Genomic DNA, 15,315 nt, shown 5'->3' on the forward strand with positions numbered 1-15,315 from the left:
TAATACGCCTTCGTGGCTTCTCACGTCCCGCGCGGCTTGACCCGCCGGGTCGGCAGCGCACTCGCCGGATCCTCCGGCCAGGGATGGCGCGGGTAGCGGCCACGCAGGTCGGAGCGCACCGCGGCGTAGCTGCCGCGCCAGAAACCGGGGAGGTCGCGCGTCACCTGCACCGGGCGCTGCGCCGGCGACAGTAATTCCAGCACCAGCGGCACCTTGCCGGCGGCGATCGACGGATGGGTGTTGAGCCCGAACAATTCCTGCAGCCGCACCGCAATGGTCGGCCCCTGCTCGGCCTCATAGTCGATCGCAAGCACGCTGCCGGTCGGCGCCTCGAAATGCGTCGGCGCCTCGCGATCGAGCCTTGCGCGCATCTCCCAGGGCAACAGCGCCATCAGCGCGTCGGAGAGATCGCCGGCCGAGATGTCTTTCAGTGCGATCTTGTCGTAGAGCGCCGGCACCAGCCAGTCGTCGCGCCGCGCGATCAGTCCGTCGTCGGACAAATCGGGCCAGCTGTCGCCCTCGGCCTTGCGCAGAAACATCACGCGGTCGCGCCACTGCTTTGCGGCCTTCGACCAGGGCAACCGGTCGAGACCTGCGGCAATCAGCCCATCTGCGAAGATCCGCGCGGTCTCCTCCGAAGGCGACACCGCGAGTGTCGCCTCAGACAGCGTGATCGCATGCAGCGCGCGCTTGCGCCGCGCGCGCAGCGCCATCGCGCCGCGGTCGAAGGAGATCTCGTCGACGGTCTCGATATGCTCGGCAAAATGCCGCTCGATGTCGTCCTCGCCGATCGGCGCCGCCAGCAGAACGCGGCCGCTCGCCGCCGTGCCCGTCATCTCGCCGATCGCGATGTAGGGTGCGCGGGCGAGCGACGAGGTCTGCTCCACCGCGGCGCCGCGACCATTGGCGAGCACGAAGGTGCCATTGCCGCGATTGCGCGCGACGCGGTCCGGGAAGGCGTAGGCGAGCATCAGGCCGGTCGAGAGATCATCCTGTCCGGTTACGGCCTTCTCCGACGCCGCCACCTGCGAAGCCCAGCGCCGCGCGAGATCGCGCGCGCTCGCGGCGCGCGGCGAGCGATCGCGGCGGAACTGATCGCGCCGGTACTCGAGATCGACGCTGTCGCCGCCGAGCCCGCGCTCGGTGACGATGGCCGCGATCTCGGCGGCGGCTTCGCCGCTGCCCACGCGATGCGAATCCACGATCATGCGCGCCAGCCGCGGCGGCAGCGCCAGCGCGCGCAGGCTTTTGCCTTCGGCGGTGATGCGGCCGTCGCCATCGAGCGCATTGAGCTCGGAGAGAAGGCTTTTCGCCTCTTTCCAGGCGGGCAGCGGCGGCGGATCGAGGAATGACAGCGCCGAAGGATCGGCGACGCCCCATTGCGCGAGGTCGAGCACCAGCGAGGAGAGGTCGGCGCTGAGGATCTCCGGCTGGGTGTACGGCGCGAGCGAGGCCGTCTGCGGCTCGTCCCAGAGCCGGTAGCAGACGCCCGGTTCGGTGCGGCCGGCGCGGCCGCGGCGCTGATCCACCGCCGCACGCGCAGCGCGCACGGTCTCGAGCCGCGTCAGCCCAATGTCGGGCTCGTAGCGCGGCACGCGGGCGAGACCAGAATCGACCACGATGCGCACGCCCTCGATGGTGAGCGAGGTCTCCGCGATCGAGGTCGCCAGCACCACCTTGCGCGTGCCTTTCGGCGCGGGCGCGATCGCGCGGTCCTGCACGGCAGCGTCGAGCGCGCCGAACAGCGGCACGATCTCGATGCTGGCATCCTGGACGCGTTCGCTGAGGAAATTCTGGGTGCGGCGGATTTCGGCGGCGCCGGGCAGGAACGCCAGTACCGAGCCGCCGTCGGCGCGCAGCGCGGACGCAATCGCATCCGCCATCTGCCGCTCCACCGGCGCATCCGCCTTGCGGCCAAGATAACGCGTCTCGACCGGAAAGGCGCGGCCTTCGCTCTCGACAACGGGCGCTTCCCCGAGCAGCCTTGCCACGCGCGCGCCGTCGAGCGTTGCCGACATCACGAGGATGCGCAGATCCTCGCGCAGGCCGGTTTGCGCGTCGCGCGCCAGCGCGAGGCCCATGTCGGCATCGAGCGAGCGCTCGTGGAATTCGTCGAACAGGACGGCCGCGATGCCGGAGAGCTCGGGATCGTCGAGGATCTGGCGGGTGAAGATCCCCTCGGTCACCACCTCGATGCGCGTCGCGCGCGAGATCTTCGAGCCGAAGCGGACGCGGTATCCGACGGTTTCGCCGGCCCGCTCGCCAAGCGACTTGGCCATGCGCTCGGCGCTCGCCCGCGCAGCGATACGCCGCGGCTCCAGCACGATGATCTTCTTGCCCGCGGCCCAAGGGGCATCCAGCAGCGCCAGCGGCACCCGCGTGGTCTTGCCTGCGCCGGGCGGCGCCACCAGCACAGCCGAATTATGCGCCTCCAGCGTGCGCGAGAGGTCGTCGAGCACGGCGTCGATCGGGAGGGGCGTGTCGAAGCTGCGGGGCAAGGCCTATCCATTCGTCATGCCCGGCCTTGTGCCGGGCATCCACGTCTTCGACTAGAAACAGACGTGGATGGCCGGGACAAGCCCGGCCATGACGAAATCGTTGCGGCAGTGGTCCCTCAGCCCTGCACCGGCGGACGCCCGATGCTCTCGTAGGTGAAGCCGGCGGCTTCCATGTCTTCGGGCCGGTAGACGTTGCGGAGGTCGACGACGACGGGCTGCGTCATGGTCGCCTTCAGCCGGCCGAGATCGAGCGCGCGGAACTGCACCCACTCGGTGACGATAACGAGCGCATCGGCGCCTTGCGCGCACGAATAGGCGTCCTCGCAATAGGTGATGTTCGGCAACTCACCCTTGGCCTGTTCCATGCCGACGGGATCGAAGGCCTTGACCGTCGCGCCCATGTCGATCAGGCCGGTGACGAGCGGGATCGACGGCGCATCGCGCATGTCGTCGGTGTCGGGCTTGAAGGTGAGGCCGAGCACGGCGATGGTCTTGCCGCGCAAGCTACCGCCGAGCGCCTGGCTGACCTTGCGCGCCATCGCGCGCTTGCGGTTCTCATTGACGGCCAGCACGGCTTCGACGATGCGCAAGTTCACGTCATAGTCCTGCGCGATCTTGATCAGCGCCTTGGTGTCCTTCGGGAAGCAGGAGCCGCCGAAGCCCGGACCCGCATGCAGGAACTTGGTGCCGATGCGGTTGTCGAGGCCGATGCCGCGCGCGACCTCCTGCACGTCGGCGCCGACCTTTTCCGAGAGATCGGCGATCTCGTTGATGAAGGTGATCTTGGTCGCGAGGAACGCGTTCGCGGCGTATTTGATCATCTCGGCGGTGCGGCGCGCCGTGAACATCAGCGGGGCCTGGTTCAGCGACAGCGGGCGATAGACGTCGCCCATCACCTTGCGGCCGCGCTCGTCGGAGGTGCCGACGACGACGCGGTCGGGATACTTGAAGTCGCGGATCGCCGCGCCCTCGCGCAGGAATTCGGGGTTGGAGGCGACGACGACGTCGGCCGCAGGGTTGGTCTCGCGGATGATGCGCTCGACCTCGTCGCCGGTGCCGACCGGGACGGTCGACTTGGTCACGACGACGGTGAAGCCCGACAGCGACTGCGCGATCTCGCGCGCGGCGGCGTAGACATAGGACAGATCGGCGTGACCGTCGCCGCGGCGCGAGGGCGTGCCGACCGCGATGAAGACGGCATCGGCGTCCGCGACCGGCTTCGACAAATCGGCGGTGAAGTCGAGCCGCTTGGCCTTCACGTTGGTCGCGACCAGCTCGTCGAGGCCGGGCTCGTAGATCGGAATCTCGCCGCGATGAAGCGCCGCGATCTTCTTCTCGTCCTTGTCGACGCAGGTGACGTCGTGACCGAAATCCGCAAAGCAGGCGCCGGACACCAGTCCCACATAGCCCGTTCCGATCATCGCGATTCGCATGAAAAACCCTGTTCCAGCTTGGTTAACGAAACCCCAACTCGAGCGGTTTAGCATTTTCCTGAGGGGAGAGAACAGCCCGGATGCAAAAACCGGCACGCGAATTGTACCGGTAAAGAAACCTTAAACCGCAAGGCTTCACACTGCGCCACGTCCGCACAGAGCCGGGCGGACCGCGCCTCGAAACGGGACACCATGGCACTATCAGGCACAATCGCCGCGAGCGGGCTTTCCAAAGCCCCCCCGGCCGCGCGTGTCGACTGGATCGACTATGCCAAGGGCGTCTGCATCGTCATGGTCGTGATGATGCACTCGGTGCTGGGGGTGGAGATCGCGGCCGGCCAGACCGGTTTCATGCATGTCGCCGTGGCCTTCGCAAAGCCGTTCCGGATGCCGGACTTCTTCCTGATTTCGGGCCTGTTCCTGCCATTGGTGATCGATCGGGACTGGCGAACCTATCTCGACCGCAAGGTGGTGCATTTCGCCTATTTCTATGTCGTCTGGGTGACAATCCAGTTCGGCTTCAAGGCACCGGCATTCGCGGCGGAGACGAGCTGGCGCGAGGCCGGCCTGCTGTATCTGGAATCCTTCGTCGAACCGTTCGGCACGCTCTGGTTCATCTACCTGCTGCCGATCTTCTTCGTCGTCACAAAACTGACACGGCGAGTCCCGCCGCTGGCGATCTGGCTCATCGCTGCCGCGCTGGAGACGGCGCGCATCTCGACCGGCTGGACCGCGATCGACGAATTCTGCGCGCGCTTCGTCTATTTCTATTCGGGATATCTGTTCGCGCCTTACGTGTTCGCGCTGTCCGATCGCGCGCGCAAGCATCCCGCACTTGCGCTGGCGGCGCTTGCGACCTGGGCGCTGATCAATGCGGGCCTCGTCGCGCTTGGCGCCAGCGAATGGAAGATCGTCTCGCTCGTGCTCGGCTTCGCCGGCGCCTGCGCTATCATCACGATGGGCACGCTGCTCGCCCGCGCACAATGGCTGAACTTCTTCCGCTCCTGCGGCGAGCATTCCATCGTGATCTACCTCGCCTTCTTCCTGCCGATGGCGGCGACACGAACGCTACTGCTGCGCACCGGCGTCATTCCCGACATCGGCACGGTATCGCTGATCGTCACCATCGTTGGCGTGCTCGGGTCGCTCGCGATCTGGCAGACCGCCCTGCGGCTGCACGCCGACTTCCTGTTCGAACGGCCAGAGACATTCTGGATCGCGCCGAAGAAGTCGGGCGTGCGGTTGCAGGCCGCGGAATAGGTCGATCAGGGCACCAAATAGAGAGCCCCGGCGGTGCGCCCGGCCTCGAGGTCGGCCTGCGCCCGCGCAGCATCACGGAGGCCGTAGGCAATGCCGGTCGACCGCAGGACGCCATCCGCCAGCGCAGCGAGCACGCGCTCGGCCGCACGCCGGTATTCCGCGGCATCGTTGACATAGGCCATGACGCTTGGACGCGCCAACATCAGGCTGCGACGTGGCCCGAGGTCGTTGACATCGATCGGCGCAATCGGACCGCCGGACTGACCGATGCTCGCCACCACACCGAATGGCCTCACGCAGCCAAGCGTCCTTTGCAAGGTCGTTCCGCCGATGCCGTCATAGGCGACGTCGACCCCACGCCCACCGGTGATATCCGCGACTGCGGCAGCGAAATCGGCATCCCGCCCAACGATGGTGTGATGCGCACCAGCGCCTCGGGCGATTTCGGCTTTGGTCTGCGATCCCACCGTCCCGATCACCACGGCACCTAGTGCACTGGCCCAGCGGGTCAGCAACTGACCGAGCCCGCCGGCGGCGCTGTGGACGAGAATCGTTGTGCCACGACCGACAGGAAAGACACGATCGAGCAGCATGTGCGCCGTGATCCCCTTGAGGAACGCTGCAGCCACCGCTTCGTCGGCTACCGTCTCAGGCAGCTTCACGCAACGGCAGGCCGGCAGGTTTCGTTCGGATGCATAGGCGCCGACCGGCGCTCCCGCGTAGGCGACGCGGTCGCCGACCTTGAGACCCGTTACATCCTCGCCGAGCGCCGCAACAACTCCGATCGCCTCGACGCCGGGAACGGCTTCGGCTGGAAGCGCGTAGAGGCCCATACGCTGATAGATGTCGATGAAGTTGACGCCGATTGCGGTCTGCCGGAGCCGGACCTCGCCCCGCGCCGGCGGTCCCAGAGCGACCGTTGCCAGTTCGAGCTGCTCCACGCTTCCTGGTGCCTTCAACCTGATGATCTCGGCCATGACTCGTCCCTTTCGTTGCCAATAAAAGAGACTATGGGATCAATCCAAATTCTGCGAAACTGCTCAAAGTTGAAGTTGTCTTGTGATATTTTGCACAATGCTCGATTGGTCCGACCTGCATCATTTCCTGGCTCTGGCGCGCGAGGGAAGCCTGTCGGCGGCGGCAAGGGGTCTCGGCGTCGACCATGTGACGGTAGCCCGCCGCGTCGCCGCGCTGGAAGCATCCATTTCGCTCAAGCTCGTCGATCGCCGACCACGCAGTTACGTTCTCACCGAGGACGGCAAGCGGATTGCGGCGATTGGCGCGCAGATGGAGGAGATCGCCTTCGCGGTGGAGCGCGCGGCACGGGCAGCGAAGCCGGAACTCGACGGGGAGATCTCGATCAGCGCGCCGCCCTCGCTCGCCAATATCCTGATTGCTCCAAAGCTGATGCAGTTGCGCGAGCAGTATCCAGGCATCCTCATCAAGCTGATCGGTGAGAAGCGAACGGCTTCGCTCAGCCGCCGCGAGGCCGATCTGGCGCTTCGCCTCTCTCGTCCGACACAGGCCGGGCTGATAGCCCGCAAGATCGGCCATTTCGAGTTTGGCCTTTACGGCGCGCCGTCCTATCTGAAGGAGACGCCACCTTATGCGTTCGCCTTTATCGCTTATGATGCCAGCATGGATGACACTCCGCAGCAGCAATGGCTGACGGATATCGCGGGCACCCGCCAGATCGTGCTGCGGACCAATGACCTCGAAAATCAGGCCGCTGCGGCCCGGGCCGGCGTTGGGCTTGCGGCGTTGCCGCGGTTTCTAGGCGACCGCGATCGACAGCTCGAACGTTGCAACACCGACCGCAAGCCTGTCAGTCGCGAGGTCTGGCTCATCGTCCATAACGACTTGCGCCGCGCGCCAGCGGTGCGCGCTGTCGCAGGCTTCCTCGAAGGCTGCCTGCGATAACTGCACCGCAAAGCGCGGCGCTGCCAGGATTTGCCTGTGCGCGCCTGCAAAATCAGGCCGGTGGAGGCTGTCTTTTGCCGCAAAAATTCATACATTGCGGCCATGCCCAAAAGCTCCCCAACGACATCCCCGAAGACCGCCGCCAAAGCCGACACCAAGCCCGCTGCTGACAAGCCTGCTGCCAAACCGGTCGCGGCGAAGGTGGCCGGCAAGGGCGACCACATCTTCCTGGTCGACGGTTCCGGCTACATCTTCCGCGCCTATCACGCGCTGCCGCCACTGAACCGCAAGTCCGACGGCTTGCAGGTCAACGCCGTGCTCGGCTTCTGCAACATGCTGTGGAAGCTGTTGCGCGACATGCCCGCGGACAACCGCCCGACGCATCTGGCGATCGTGTTCGACAAGTCGGAAGTCACCTTCCGCAACAAGATCTATCCCGAGTACAAGGCGCACCGGCCGCCCGCGCCCGATGATCTGATCCCGCAATTCGCGCTGATCCGCGAAGCCGTGCGCGCCTTCGATTTGCCTTGCCTGGAACAGGGCGGCTTCGAGGCCGACGATCTCATTGCGACCTATGCGCGACAGGCCAGCGACCGCGGCGCCCACACGACCATCGTGTCCTCCGACAAGGATCTGATGCAGCTCGTGAACGACAAGATCATGATGTACGACACCATGAAGGATCGCCGTATCGGCATTCCCGAGGTGATCGAGAAATTCGGCGTGCCGCCCGAGAAAGTGGTCGAAGTGCAGGCGCTGGCCGGCGATTCCACCGACAACGTGCCCGGTGTACCCGGCATCGGCATCAAGACCGCCGCGCAGCTGATCGTCGAATATGGCGACCTCGAACAGCTTCTGTTCCGCGCCACCGAGATCAAACAGCCGAAGCGGCGCGAGGCGCTGATCGAGAATGCCGAGAAGGCGCGGATTTCGCGCAAGCTGGTGCTGCTCGACGACAAGGTCGAACTCGAGGTGCCGCTGGACGACCTCGCGGTGCACGAGCCCGACGCGCGCAAGCTGATCGCCTTCCTGAAGGCGATGGAATTCACCACGCTGACGCGTCGCGTCGCCGACTATTCGCAGATCGATCCCGCCAATGTCGATGCCGATGCGTCGAACAGGAGCGGCGCAGGGGCTGGCGGCGACGCCGCCAAGGCAAAGACGTCAGAGACCTCCGGCGATCTGTTCGCCGCTCCAGCCGCGACCGCAACAGGCGGCGACAAGGGCGACAAGTCGGCCGGTCTCAAGGGCGCGCCGATTTCACTGGCCGCCGCGCGCGAAGAGGCGCTGCGCAAGCTGCCGGTCGACCGCAGCAAATACCAGGCGATCAAGACGCTCAAGGAGCTCGACGCCTTCGTCGCGCGCATCCACGACGCCGGTCATGTCGCGATCGAGACGAGAGCCAACTCCATCGATCCGATGCAGGCCGATCTGTGCGGCATCGCGCTGGCGCTGGCGCCGAACGAGGCCTGCTACGTGCCGCTCGCGCACAAGCAGTCCGGTGGCGGCGCCGGCCTGTTCGACGCGGGTCTCGCGCCGGACCAGGTCAAGCATGCGGACGCGATCGAAGCGCTGCGGCCGGTGCTGGAATCGGCGGGCATTCTCAAGATCGGCTTCGACGTCAAGTTCACCGCCGTGATGCTGGCGCAGCACGGCATCACGCTGCGCAACGCCGACGATGCGCAGCTGATCTCCTATGTGCTCGATGCCGGCCGCGGCTCGCACGCGATCGAAGCGCTCGCGGAGCGCTGGTTCGGCCACGCCATGCTGAAGGAGAGCGAGCTGCTCGGCAGCGGCAAGGGCAAGATCACCTTCGACCAGGTGCCGATCGACAAGGCCGCGCCGCTGTCGGCGGAAGGCGCCGACATGGCCTTGCGCGTGTGGCGCGTGCTGAAGCCGCGCCTCGTCGCCGAGCACATGACCGCGGTCTACGAGACGCTGGAGCGGCCGCTGGTGTCGGTGCTCGCGCGCATGGAGCGGCGCGGCATCTCGATCGACCGCCAGGTCTTGTCGCGGCTATCAGGCGACTTCGCCCAGACCGCGGCGCGCGTCGAAGCCGAGATCCAGGAGATCGCGGGCGAGCCCGTCAATGTCGGCAGCCCCAAGCAGATCGGCGACATCCTGTTCGGCAAGATGGGATTGTCCGGCGGCACCAAGACCAAGACAGGCGCATGGTCGACGACCGCGCAGGTGCTCGACGAACTTGCCGAGCAGGGCCACGACTTCCCGAAGAAGATCCTGGAGTGGCGCCAGGTTTCGAAACTGAAATCGACCTATACCGACGCGCTGCCGACCTACGTCAACCCGCAGACCCATCGCGTCCACACCACCTACGCGCTGGCCGCGACCACGACGGGCCGGCTGTCGTCGAACGAGCCGAATCTGCAGAACATCCCGGTGCGCACCGAGGACGGCCGAAAGATCCGCCGCGCCTTCATCGCGACACCCGGGCACAAGCTCGTCTCCGCCGACTATTCGCAGATCGAGCTGCGGCTGCTCGCCGAGATCGCCGACATTCCCGTCCTCAAGCAGGCGTTCAAGGACGGGCTCGACATTCACGCGATGACGGCCTCCGAAATGTTCGGCGTGCCGATCGAGGGCATGCCGAGCGAAATCCGGCGCCGCGCCAAGGCGATCAATTTCGGCATCATTTACGGCATCTCGGCATTCGGCCTCGCCAACCAGCTCGGCATCGCGCGCGAGGAAGCCTCCGCCTACATCAAGAAGTATTTCGAGCGCTTCCCCGGCATCCGCGCCTACATGGACGAGACGCGCGACTTCTGCCGGAGCAAAGGCTATGTCACCACGCTGTTCGGCCGGAAGATGTATTATCCCGACATCAAGGCTTCGAATGCCTCGGTGCGCGCGTTCAACGAGCGTGCCGCGATCAACGCGCGGCTCCAGGGCACCGCCGCTGACATCATCCGCCGCGCCATGACGCGGATGGAGGACGCCCTGGTCCAGAAGAAGCTGACGGCACAGATGCTGCTCCAGGTGCACGACGAACTGATCTTCGAGGTGCCCGACGCGGAAGTCGAGGCGACGCTGCCGGTGGTGCAGCACGTGATGCAGGACGCACCGTTCCCGGCCGTGAACCTGTCGGTGCCGCTGCATGTCGATGCGCGCGCGGCGAAGAATTGGGACGAGGCGCATTGAGGCTACCTCTTAACCTCGCCCCGCTTGCGGGGAGAGGTCGGAATTCGCGCGAAGCGCGGATTCCGGGTGAGGGGGTACAGGTCTCTCGACGATCGCACGTGGGGAGAGAGCCCCTCACCCCAACCCTCTCCCCGTAAGAACGGGGCGAGGGAGCGCACCGATCGCGCCGGCGAGTGGAATTGTCCTCCGTGCAATTGCGCGATGGCTCCGCCGCGCGGCGCATATTAGAATCGTGCCGTCCCCACACCGGTTCACCCATGCCCCACACCTCCGCCCTGCTCGGCTTCGCCCTCGTCTGCCTTGGTCTCGTGCTCACGCCGGGGCCGAACATGATCTATTTGATCTCGCGCTCGATCACGCAGGGACCGGCGGCGGGCATCGTCTCGCTCGGCGGGGTGGCACTCGGCTTCGTGTTCTACATGCTGTGCGCGGCGTTCGGCATCACCGCGCTCTTGCTCGCCATTCCCTTTGCCTATGACGCGCTGCGCTTCGCCGGCGCGGGCTATCTGCTGTGGCTGGCCTGGCAGGCGGTGAAGCCGGGCGGACGTTCGCCGTTCCAGGTGAAGCAGCTTGCGATCGACAACCCGCGCAAATTGTTCGCGATGGGTTTTGTCACCAATCTGCTCAATCCGAAGATCGCGATGCTGTATCTGGCACTGCTGCCGCAGTTCATCGATCCCACCGCCGGCAGCGTTCTGACGCAGTCGGTGGTGTTGGGGGCGATCCAGATCGCGATCAGCGTCAGCGTCAACGCGATGATCGCGCTTGCCGCAGGGTCGATCGCACTGTTCCTGGCGAGCCGGCCGAGCTGGATGCTGGTGCAGCGCTGGCTGATGGGCACGGTGCTGGCCGGGCTTGCGGTGCGGATGGCAGTGGAAGCGAAGAAGGTGTGATTATTTTTCTTCCTTCTCTCCTTGTGGGAGAAGGTGGCGCGAAGCGCCGGATGAGGGGTCTTTCTCCGCGCATTCGAAGACAGCTGGACTCGCGGAGACAGACCCCTCACCCGTCTCGCCGCTGCGCGGCGAGCCACCCTCCCCCACAAGGGGGGAGGGAAAAAGGCCGCTCAATCCAGCTTCGCGTCCATGCCCCGCTTCACCGCGGGACGCGCCATCAGCGCCTCATACCAGCGCTTGACGTTGGGAAAATCGGCCAACTCAACCTTGTGGCGAGGGTGGCGCCAGGCCCAGCCCAGGATGGCAAAATCGGCAACCGAGAGGTCGCCGGCGACGAAGTCGTGGGCCTCTAACCGGCGGTCCAGCACGCCGTAGAGCCGGCGCGTCTCCGCCATGTAGCGCTTCAGGCCATAGGCGCGATCCTGCTCGTTCTCGAGCGCGATGAAATGGTGCACCTGGCCGGGCATCGGGCCGAAGCCGCCCATCTGCCACATCAGCCATTCATAGACGGGGATGCGCCCGGCGAGCGATTTCGGCAAGAATTTGCCGGTCTTTTCGCCGAGATAGAGCAGGATCGCACCGGACTCGAAGATGCTGACGGGCTTGCCGTCCGGCCCCTCGGGGTCGACGATCGCGGGGATCTTGTTGTTGGGGCTGAGCTTCAGGAATCCCGGCGCCATCTGCTCGCCCTTGGTGATGTTCACCGGGACCACCTTGTAAGGCAGCCCCATTTCCTCCAATGCGACCGAGATCTTGCGGCCGTTCGGCGTGTTCCAGGTGTGCAGCTCGATGGTCATTCAGGCATTTCCTTCCCCGAGATATCTGGCATCCAACTACTCCAGAAGGTTGCACCCCCACAACTGACGGACCGGGATGGCCGATCCCTGTTGACTCGACCGGTCCCCTCTGGAATGTCGCGGCCGTCGCGGATAAATTCCGCCACCTCCAAAAAGCCCCGAGGGACCGCCGTGTCGAAATCTGCCTCCCGCGCCCGCCTGTTCGAAATCATCCGCCGGCGCTCCTTCGGCCGCGGTGACGTCACGCTCGCGTCGGGCCGCAAGAGCGATTTCTACTTCAACCTCAAGCCGACCATGCTCGACCCCGAGGGCGCGACGCTGCTCGCCGAGCTGACCTATGAGGCGCTGAAGGACGACCAGCTCGACTTCATCGGCGGGCTTGAGATGGGCGCGGTGCCGCTGGCCGGCGCGCTGGCGCAGATCTCCTGGATCAAGGGCCATCCAATCGCGGCGTTCTTCGTGCGCAAGAAGCCGAAGGAGCACGGTGCGAAGCTCGCGATCGAAGGTCTGCCCAAGGGCGAGACGCTCGAAGGCAAGCGCGTCGTGATCGTCGAGGACGTCACCACCACCGGCGGCTCGGCGATGAAGGCGGTGGAATCCGTACGCGAGACAGGCGCCGAGGTGGTGCTGGTGCTGACCATGGTCGACCGCGAGGAAGGCGCCACCGACACGTTTGGTGCGGCCGGCCTGCCGTTCCGCTCGCTGTACAAGGCGTCGGAGTTCCTGAAGGCTTAAGGCCGCGAGACAGTCCGTCCATGCCCGGGCGTTGCCCGGAAGCAACCATCCGCCGGAAGCTGTGCCCGGCCTTGAAGAGGTCACGGCCTCGACTTGAAATCGCCTCCGCTCAACTGCTCATTTACCATCCAGCACTATGGTGAATCATGTGCCGAGACCTCGGAAGGTTCCGGCCGGTTCAGTAGCGTCGGAGTGAGCATTGCGTACAGCCTTGTCCCATGCGCGTCGCGCGATGCTTGTGGCCGCCAGCCTGGCGGCCCCGCTGCTTGCGGTTCCAGCCCCGGCTTCGGCCGAAGGCCTGTTCGACTTCTTCTTCGGCGGAATGCAGCGGCCCCGGCCGCAGCGTGAGGTTCCGCAGCAGTCGAACTCCTTTGCCGATCCCTTCGCCAGCCAGCAGAATCCCGCAAACCCGCAATATGTGCCCCCGACACGCGCGGCGGCGGCCGGCGGCTCCGGCCCGGCCTTCTGCGTGCGCACCTGCGACGGCAAATATTTTCCGCTGATGCGCGGCCTCGCCTCGCCCGCTCAGATGTGTCAGGCGTTCTGTCCTGCCACCACGACAAAGGTCTATTTCGGCTCTTCGATCGACGGCGCCGCTTCGCAGACCGGCGAGCGCTACGCCGACAGCGAAAACGCGTTCGCCTATCGCAAGGCGCTACGTGCCGACTGCACCTGCAACGGCCGTGAGCCGGTCGGCCTCGCCCCGGTCGATCTCGCGCTGGATTCCTCGCTGAAAGCCGGCGACGTGATCGCGACCAGCGACGGCCTCGTCGCCTATACCGGCATCCGCGTCGGCAATGACCAGGCTGCGGACTTCACGCCGGTTGCCTCCTACCCCGGCCTCACCGCGCAGGTCCGCGCGCGGCTCGGCGAGATGAAGGTGGCACCGGTGCGCGCGGAGACGGTCGCAGCAGATGCGCCGGCCTCAGTCGAGATCGTGCGCGAGGCGCTGCCTGACGTGACGGTGCCGAAGACCCCAGCACAGAAGCCGGCGAAGCGGGCGGGGCTGGACTAAGCCCGAACTGAATCAAAAGTCGTCATTGCGAGCGCAGCGAAGCAATCCAGTCTGTCACCGCGAACAGATTATGGATTGCTTCGCTACGCTCGCAGTGACGGAGAGTGCTGCGTCACCTTCCGATGATCACCCCGATCACGTTCGGCGCCGCCAGATATTTTTCCTCGATCGCCGCGCGCGCGGCGGCGCGGTTTTCCTGAGTCAGCAGGCCGCGCTTCTCGGCCAGGATCATCCAGCAGAAGCCCCACCAGTCGGTGAGCATGCCCGCCTCGCCGATGAGATCGTAACCCTGCTCGGCTGCGAAGATGCGCGCATGCGCTTCGTCCAGCGTGTCGAGGAACAGATGATCCTCGGTCGAGAACAGATCGTCGCTGACGTCGTCGATGGTGTAGCCCCAGATCGACTGGCACACCGCGTTGAACTCGCGGTCGAACTGGTCGTCATCGACCGCGTAGCGCCGCGCGGCCTGATGCAGCCGCGACAGCGAGCGCGCGAAATCGGCGATCCGGGTGAGGGCAAATTGATCGAAGGCGATGGTGGACATGTAGTCCTCGCAAAGTCTGACGGACGCTAGATATTGTGTCGGCAACGCACCGAATCACAATGATATATCAAAGACTTGCCAAAGTGTTCTTAATTTGTTCCGGAACAGGGGACAAAGTCCGACCGGCGGAATCGAAAGGGGTCGCCTCGCAGCGACCCCTTTGCCGGTTGCAATCGTGTTCGGGATGAAATCCAGCCCCGGCAATTGGCAAGTTAGAGGTACCTATGAACTTAGGCGATTCCGGATAAGTACTGGACGTAGTCCTGTCCTATTTTCCGTTGCCGGGCCCGATGGATCCGGTTGGCACGAGGCCGGGATCTCAACAACAGCGCGAGGCCGCAATGGCGTGGACGCGGCGGTCACCGAGCAGATGGGCGACAAAGCCATTGCTGGGAAAGATCCTTGCGAACGCGGCATCGCGGATGCTGAGACCGCCGGCATAGGCGCCGAAGGCGGGCATCACGGCGCGCATCCCATCGCTGGCGAAGCAGCGGCGTTCCATCGAGCGGCCGCGTGCGGAGACGCGCGCCTTCGGATGCAGATGGCCGGCGATCTCGCCGCGCACACCTGTTGGCTCATGACGGAAGGTGATCGGGCCGATCGCGACTTCGTCGGCGATGGTCCCGCCGAGATCGCGCGGCAGCATGGGATCGTGATTGCCCGAGATCCAGATCCAGTCGCGGCCGGTCTGGAGCGCGGCGACAGCATCGCGATCGTCGGACGACAACCGCTCATGCGCGGTTCGGTCGTGAAAACTGTCGCCGAGCGCGATGACCGTTCGGGGATTATGGCGGGAGATGACGGCAGCGAGACGGCTCAGCGTTGCCAACGTATCGTAAGGCGGCAGCAGCACACCGCGCGTGGCGAAGCTCGACCCTTTTTCCAGATGCAGATCGGAGACGACGAGCAGGCGCTGCTCTTCCCAGAACAGCGCGCCGGAGAGATCGGCGTGGAGCGCGATGCCAGCCACATCCAAAGTGCGTGTCGATGAGATCGATAGCGCCACTTGCTCCGTCATGGCCGGGCTCGTCCCGGCCATCCACGTTCTTGCCGCGGAAGCAAAG

12 protein-coding genes are annotated in these 15,315 nt (G+C 65.5%); 6 read left to right on the plus strand and 6 right to left on the minus strand.

Features of this window, described 5'->3' with window-relative positions; all coding sequences use genetic code 11:
• Positions 1 to 20 precede the first annotated feature (20 nt).
• Together hrpB and AB7Z56_RS40840 are read right to left on the minus strand one after the other, a co-directional pair.
• The gene (hrpB, locus tag AB7Z56_RS40835; protein WP_063979837.1) at positions 21 to 2,498 is read right to left on the minus strand and encodes an ATP-dependent helicase HrpB; all 2,478 of its coding nucleotides are present in this window, start codon (positions 2,496 to 2,498) and stop codon (positions 21 to 23) included.
• A gap of 116 nt (positions 2,499 to 2,614) precedes the next feature.
• Entirely contained in the window at positions 2,615 to 3,931 is a 1,317-nt protein-coding gene (locus tag AB7Z56_RS40840) for a UDP-glucose dehydrogenase family protein (protein ID WP_231143693.1), read from the minus strand.
• 192 nt (positions 3,932 to 4,123) lie between these two features.
• On the opposite strand from AB7Z56_RS40840, the gene AB7Z56_RS40845 reads away from it, so the two are divergent.
• Positions 4,124 to 5,191: an acyltransferase family protein gene (locus tag AB7Z56_RS40845; protein ID WP_063979839.1), complete on the plus strand. Its 1,068-nt coding sequence runs from the start codon at positions 4,124 to 4,126 to the stop codon at positions 5,189 to 5,191.
• A gap of 5 nt (positions 5,192 to 5,196) precedes the next feature.
• Here the strand turns inward: AB7Z56_RS40845 and AB7Z56_RS40850 are convergent, their stop codons facing one another.
• Positions 5,197 to 6,168, minus strand: a complete 972-nt coding sequence (locus tag AB7Z56_RS40850) for a quinone oxidoreductase family protein (RefSeq protein ID WP_063979840.1) — start codon at positions 6,166 to 6,168, stop codon at positions 5,197 to 5,199.
• 97 nt (positions 6,169 to 6,265) lie between these two features.
• Between AB7Z56_RS40850 and AB7Z56_RS40855 the strand changes: the two genes are divergently transcribed.
• The 3 genes from AB7Z56_RS40855 to AB7Z56_RS40865 all read left to right on the plus strand — a co-directional run bounded on the left by AB7Z56_RS40855 (position 6,266) and on the right by AB7Z56_RS40865 (position 11,160).
• Positions 6,266 to 7,111 (plus strand): LysR family transcriptional regulator, encoded by an 846-nt coding sequence (locus tag AB7Z56_RS40855; RefSeq protein ID WP_063979841.1) that lies wholly within the window; start codon positions 6,266 to 6,268, stop codon positions 7,109 to 7,111.
• Between the two features lie 102 nt (positions 7,112 to 7,213).
• The gene (polA, locus tag AB7Z56_RS40860) at positions 7,214 to 10,267 is read left to right on the plus strand and encodes a DNA polymerase I (protein WP_231143694.1); all 3,054 of its coding nucleotides are present in this window, start codon (positions 7,214 to 7,216) and stop codon (positions 10,265 to 10,267) included.
• A gap of 257 nt (positions 10,268 to 10,524) precedes the next feature.
• Positions 10,525 to 11,160: a LysE family translocator gene (locus tag AB7Z56_RS40865; protein ID WP_063979843.1), complete on the plus strand. Its 636-nt coding sequence runs from the start codon at positions 10,525 to 10,527 to the stop codon at positions 11,158 to 11,160.
• A 170-nt stretch (positions 11,161 to 11,330) separates the two neighbouring features.
• Here AB7Z56_RS40865 and AB7Z56_RS40870 read toward each other — a convergent pair whose 3' ends face one another.
• Positions 11,331 to 11,957 (minus strand): glutathione S-transferase family protein, encoded by a 627-nt coding sequence (locus tag AB7Z56_RS40870; protein WP_038959906.1) that lies wholly within the window; start codon positions 11,955 to 11,957, stop codon positions 11,331 to 11,333.
• Positions 11,958 to 12,128: 171 nt separating this feature from the next.
• Between AB7Z56_RS40870 and pyrE the strand changes: the two genes are divergently transcribed.
• Entirely contained in the window at positions 12,129 to 12,692 is a 564-nt protein-coding gene (pyrE, locus tag AB7Z56_RS40875) for an orotate phosphoribosyltransferase (RefSeq protein ID WP_014491354.1), read from the plus strand.
• A gap of 232 nt (positions 12,693 to 12,924) precedes the next feature.
• Positions 12,925 to 13,707 (plus strand): DUF2865 domain-containing protein, encoded by a 783-nt coding sequence (locus AB7Z56_RS40880; protein ID WP_038959907.1) that lies wholly within the window; start codon positions 12,925 to 12,927, stop codon positions 13,705 to 13,707.
• A 112-nt stretch (positions 13,708 to 13,819) separates the two neighbouring features.
• Here the strand turns inward: AB7Z56_RS40880 and AB7Z56_RS40885 are convergent, their stop codons facing one another.
• Together AB7Z56_RS40885 and pdeM are read right to left on the minus strand one after the other, a co-directional pair.
• Positions 13,820 to 14,251: a hypothetical protein gene (locus AB7Z56_RS40885; RefSeq protein ID WP_014491352.1), complete on the minus strand. Its 432-nt coding sequence runs from the start codon at positions 14,249 to 14,251 to the stop codon at positions 13,820 to 13,822.
• 319 nt (positions 14,252 to 14,570) lie between these two features.
• Positions 14,571 to 15,269 (minus strand): ligase-associated DNA damage response endonuclease PdeM, encoded by a 699-nt coding sequence (gene pdeM, locus AB7Z56_RS40890; protein WP_063985921.1) that lies wholly within the window; start codon positions 15,267 to 15,269, stop codon positions 14,571 to 14,573.
• Positions 15,270 to 15,315: the final 46 nt, after the last annotated feature.

Origin of the sequence: Bradyrhizobium sp. 482_C4_N1_8 (assembly GCF_052075965.1) — a bacterium.
Taxonomy (GTDB): domain Bacteria; phylum Pseudomonadota; class Alphaproteobacteria; order Rhizobiales; family Xanthobacteraceae; genus Bradyrhizobium; species Bradyrhizobium barranii.

What these genes read in the sequence shown, in the direction of transcription:
- AB7Z56_RS40885 (WP_014491352.1), bottom strand. Translation starts at nt 14,251, where the DNA reads ATGTCCACCATCGCCTTCGATCAATTTGCCCTCACCCGGATCGCCGAT.
- AB7Z56_RS40870 (WP_038959906.1), bottom strand. Translation starts at nt 11,957, where the DNA reads ATGACCATCGAGCTGCACACCTGGAACACGCCGAACGGCCGCAAGATC.
- AB7Z56_RS40840 (WP_231143693.1), bottom strand. Translation starts at nt 3,931, where the DNA reads ATGCGAATCGCGATGATCGGAACGGGCTATGTGGGACTGGTGTCCGGC.
- AB7Z56_RS40845 (WP_063979839.1), top strand. Translation starts at nt 4,124, where the DNA reads ATGGCACTATCAGGCACAATCGCCGCGAGCGGGCTTTCCAAAGCCCCC.
- AB7Z56_RS40880 (WP_038959907.1), top strand. Translation starts at nt 12,925, where the DNA reads ATGCTTGTGGCCGCCAGCCTGGCGGCCCCGCTGCTTGCGGTTCCAGCC.
- polA (WP_231143694.1), top strand. Translation starts at nt 7,214, where the DNA reads ATGCCCAAAAGCTCCCCAACGACATCCCCGAAGACCGCCGCCAAAGCC.
- AB7Z56_RS40865 (WP_063979843.1), top strand. Translation starts at nt 10,525, where the DNA reads ATGCCCCACACCTCCGCCCTGCTCGGCTTCGCCCTCGTCTGCCTTGGT.
- AB7Z56_RS40855 (WP_063979841.1), top strand. Translation starts at nt 6,266, where the DNA reads ATGCTCGATTGGTCCGACCTGCATCATTTCCTGGCTCTGGCGCGCGAG.
- pdeM (WP_063985921.1), bottom strand. Translation starts at nt 15,269, where the DNA reads ATGACGGAGCAAGTGGCGCTATCGATCTCATCGACACGCACTTTGGAT.
- AB7Z56_RS40850 (WP_063979840.1), bottom strand. Translation starts at nt 6,168, where the DNA reads ATGGCCGAGATCATCAGGTTGAAGGCACCAGGAAGCGTGGAGCAGCTC.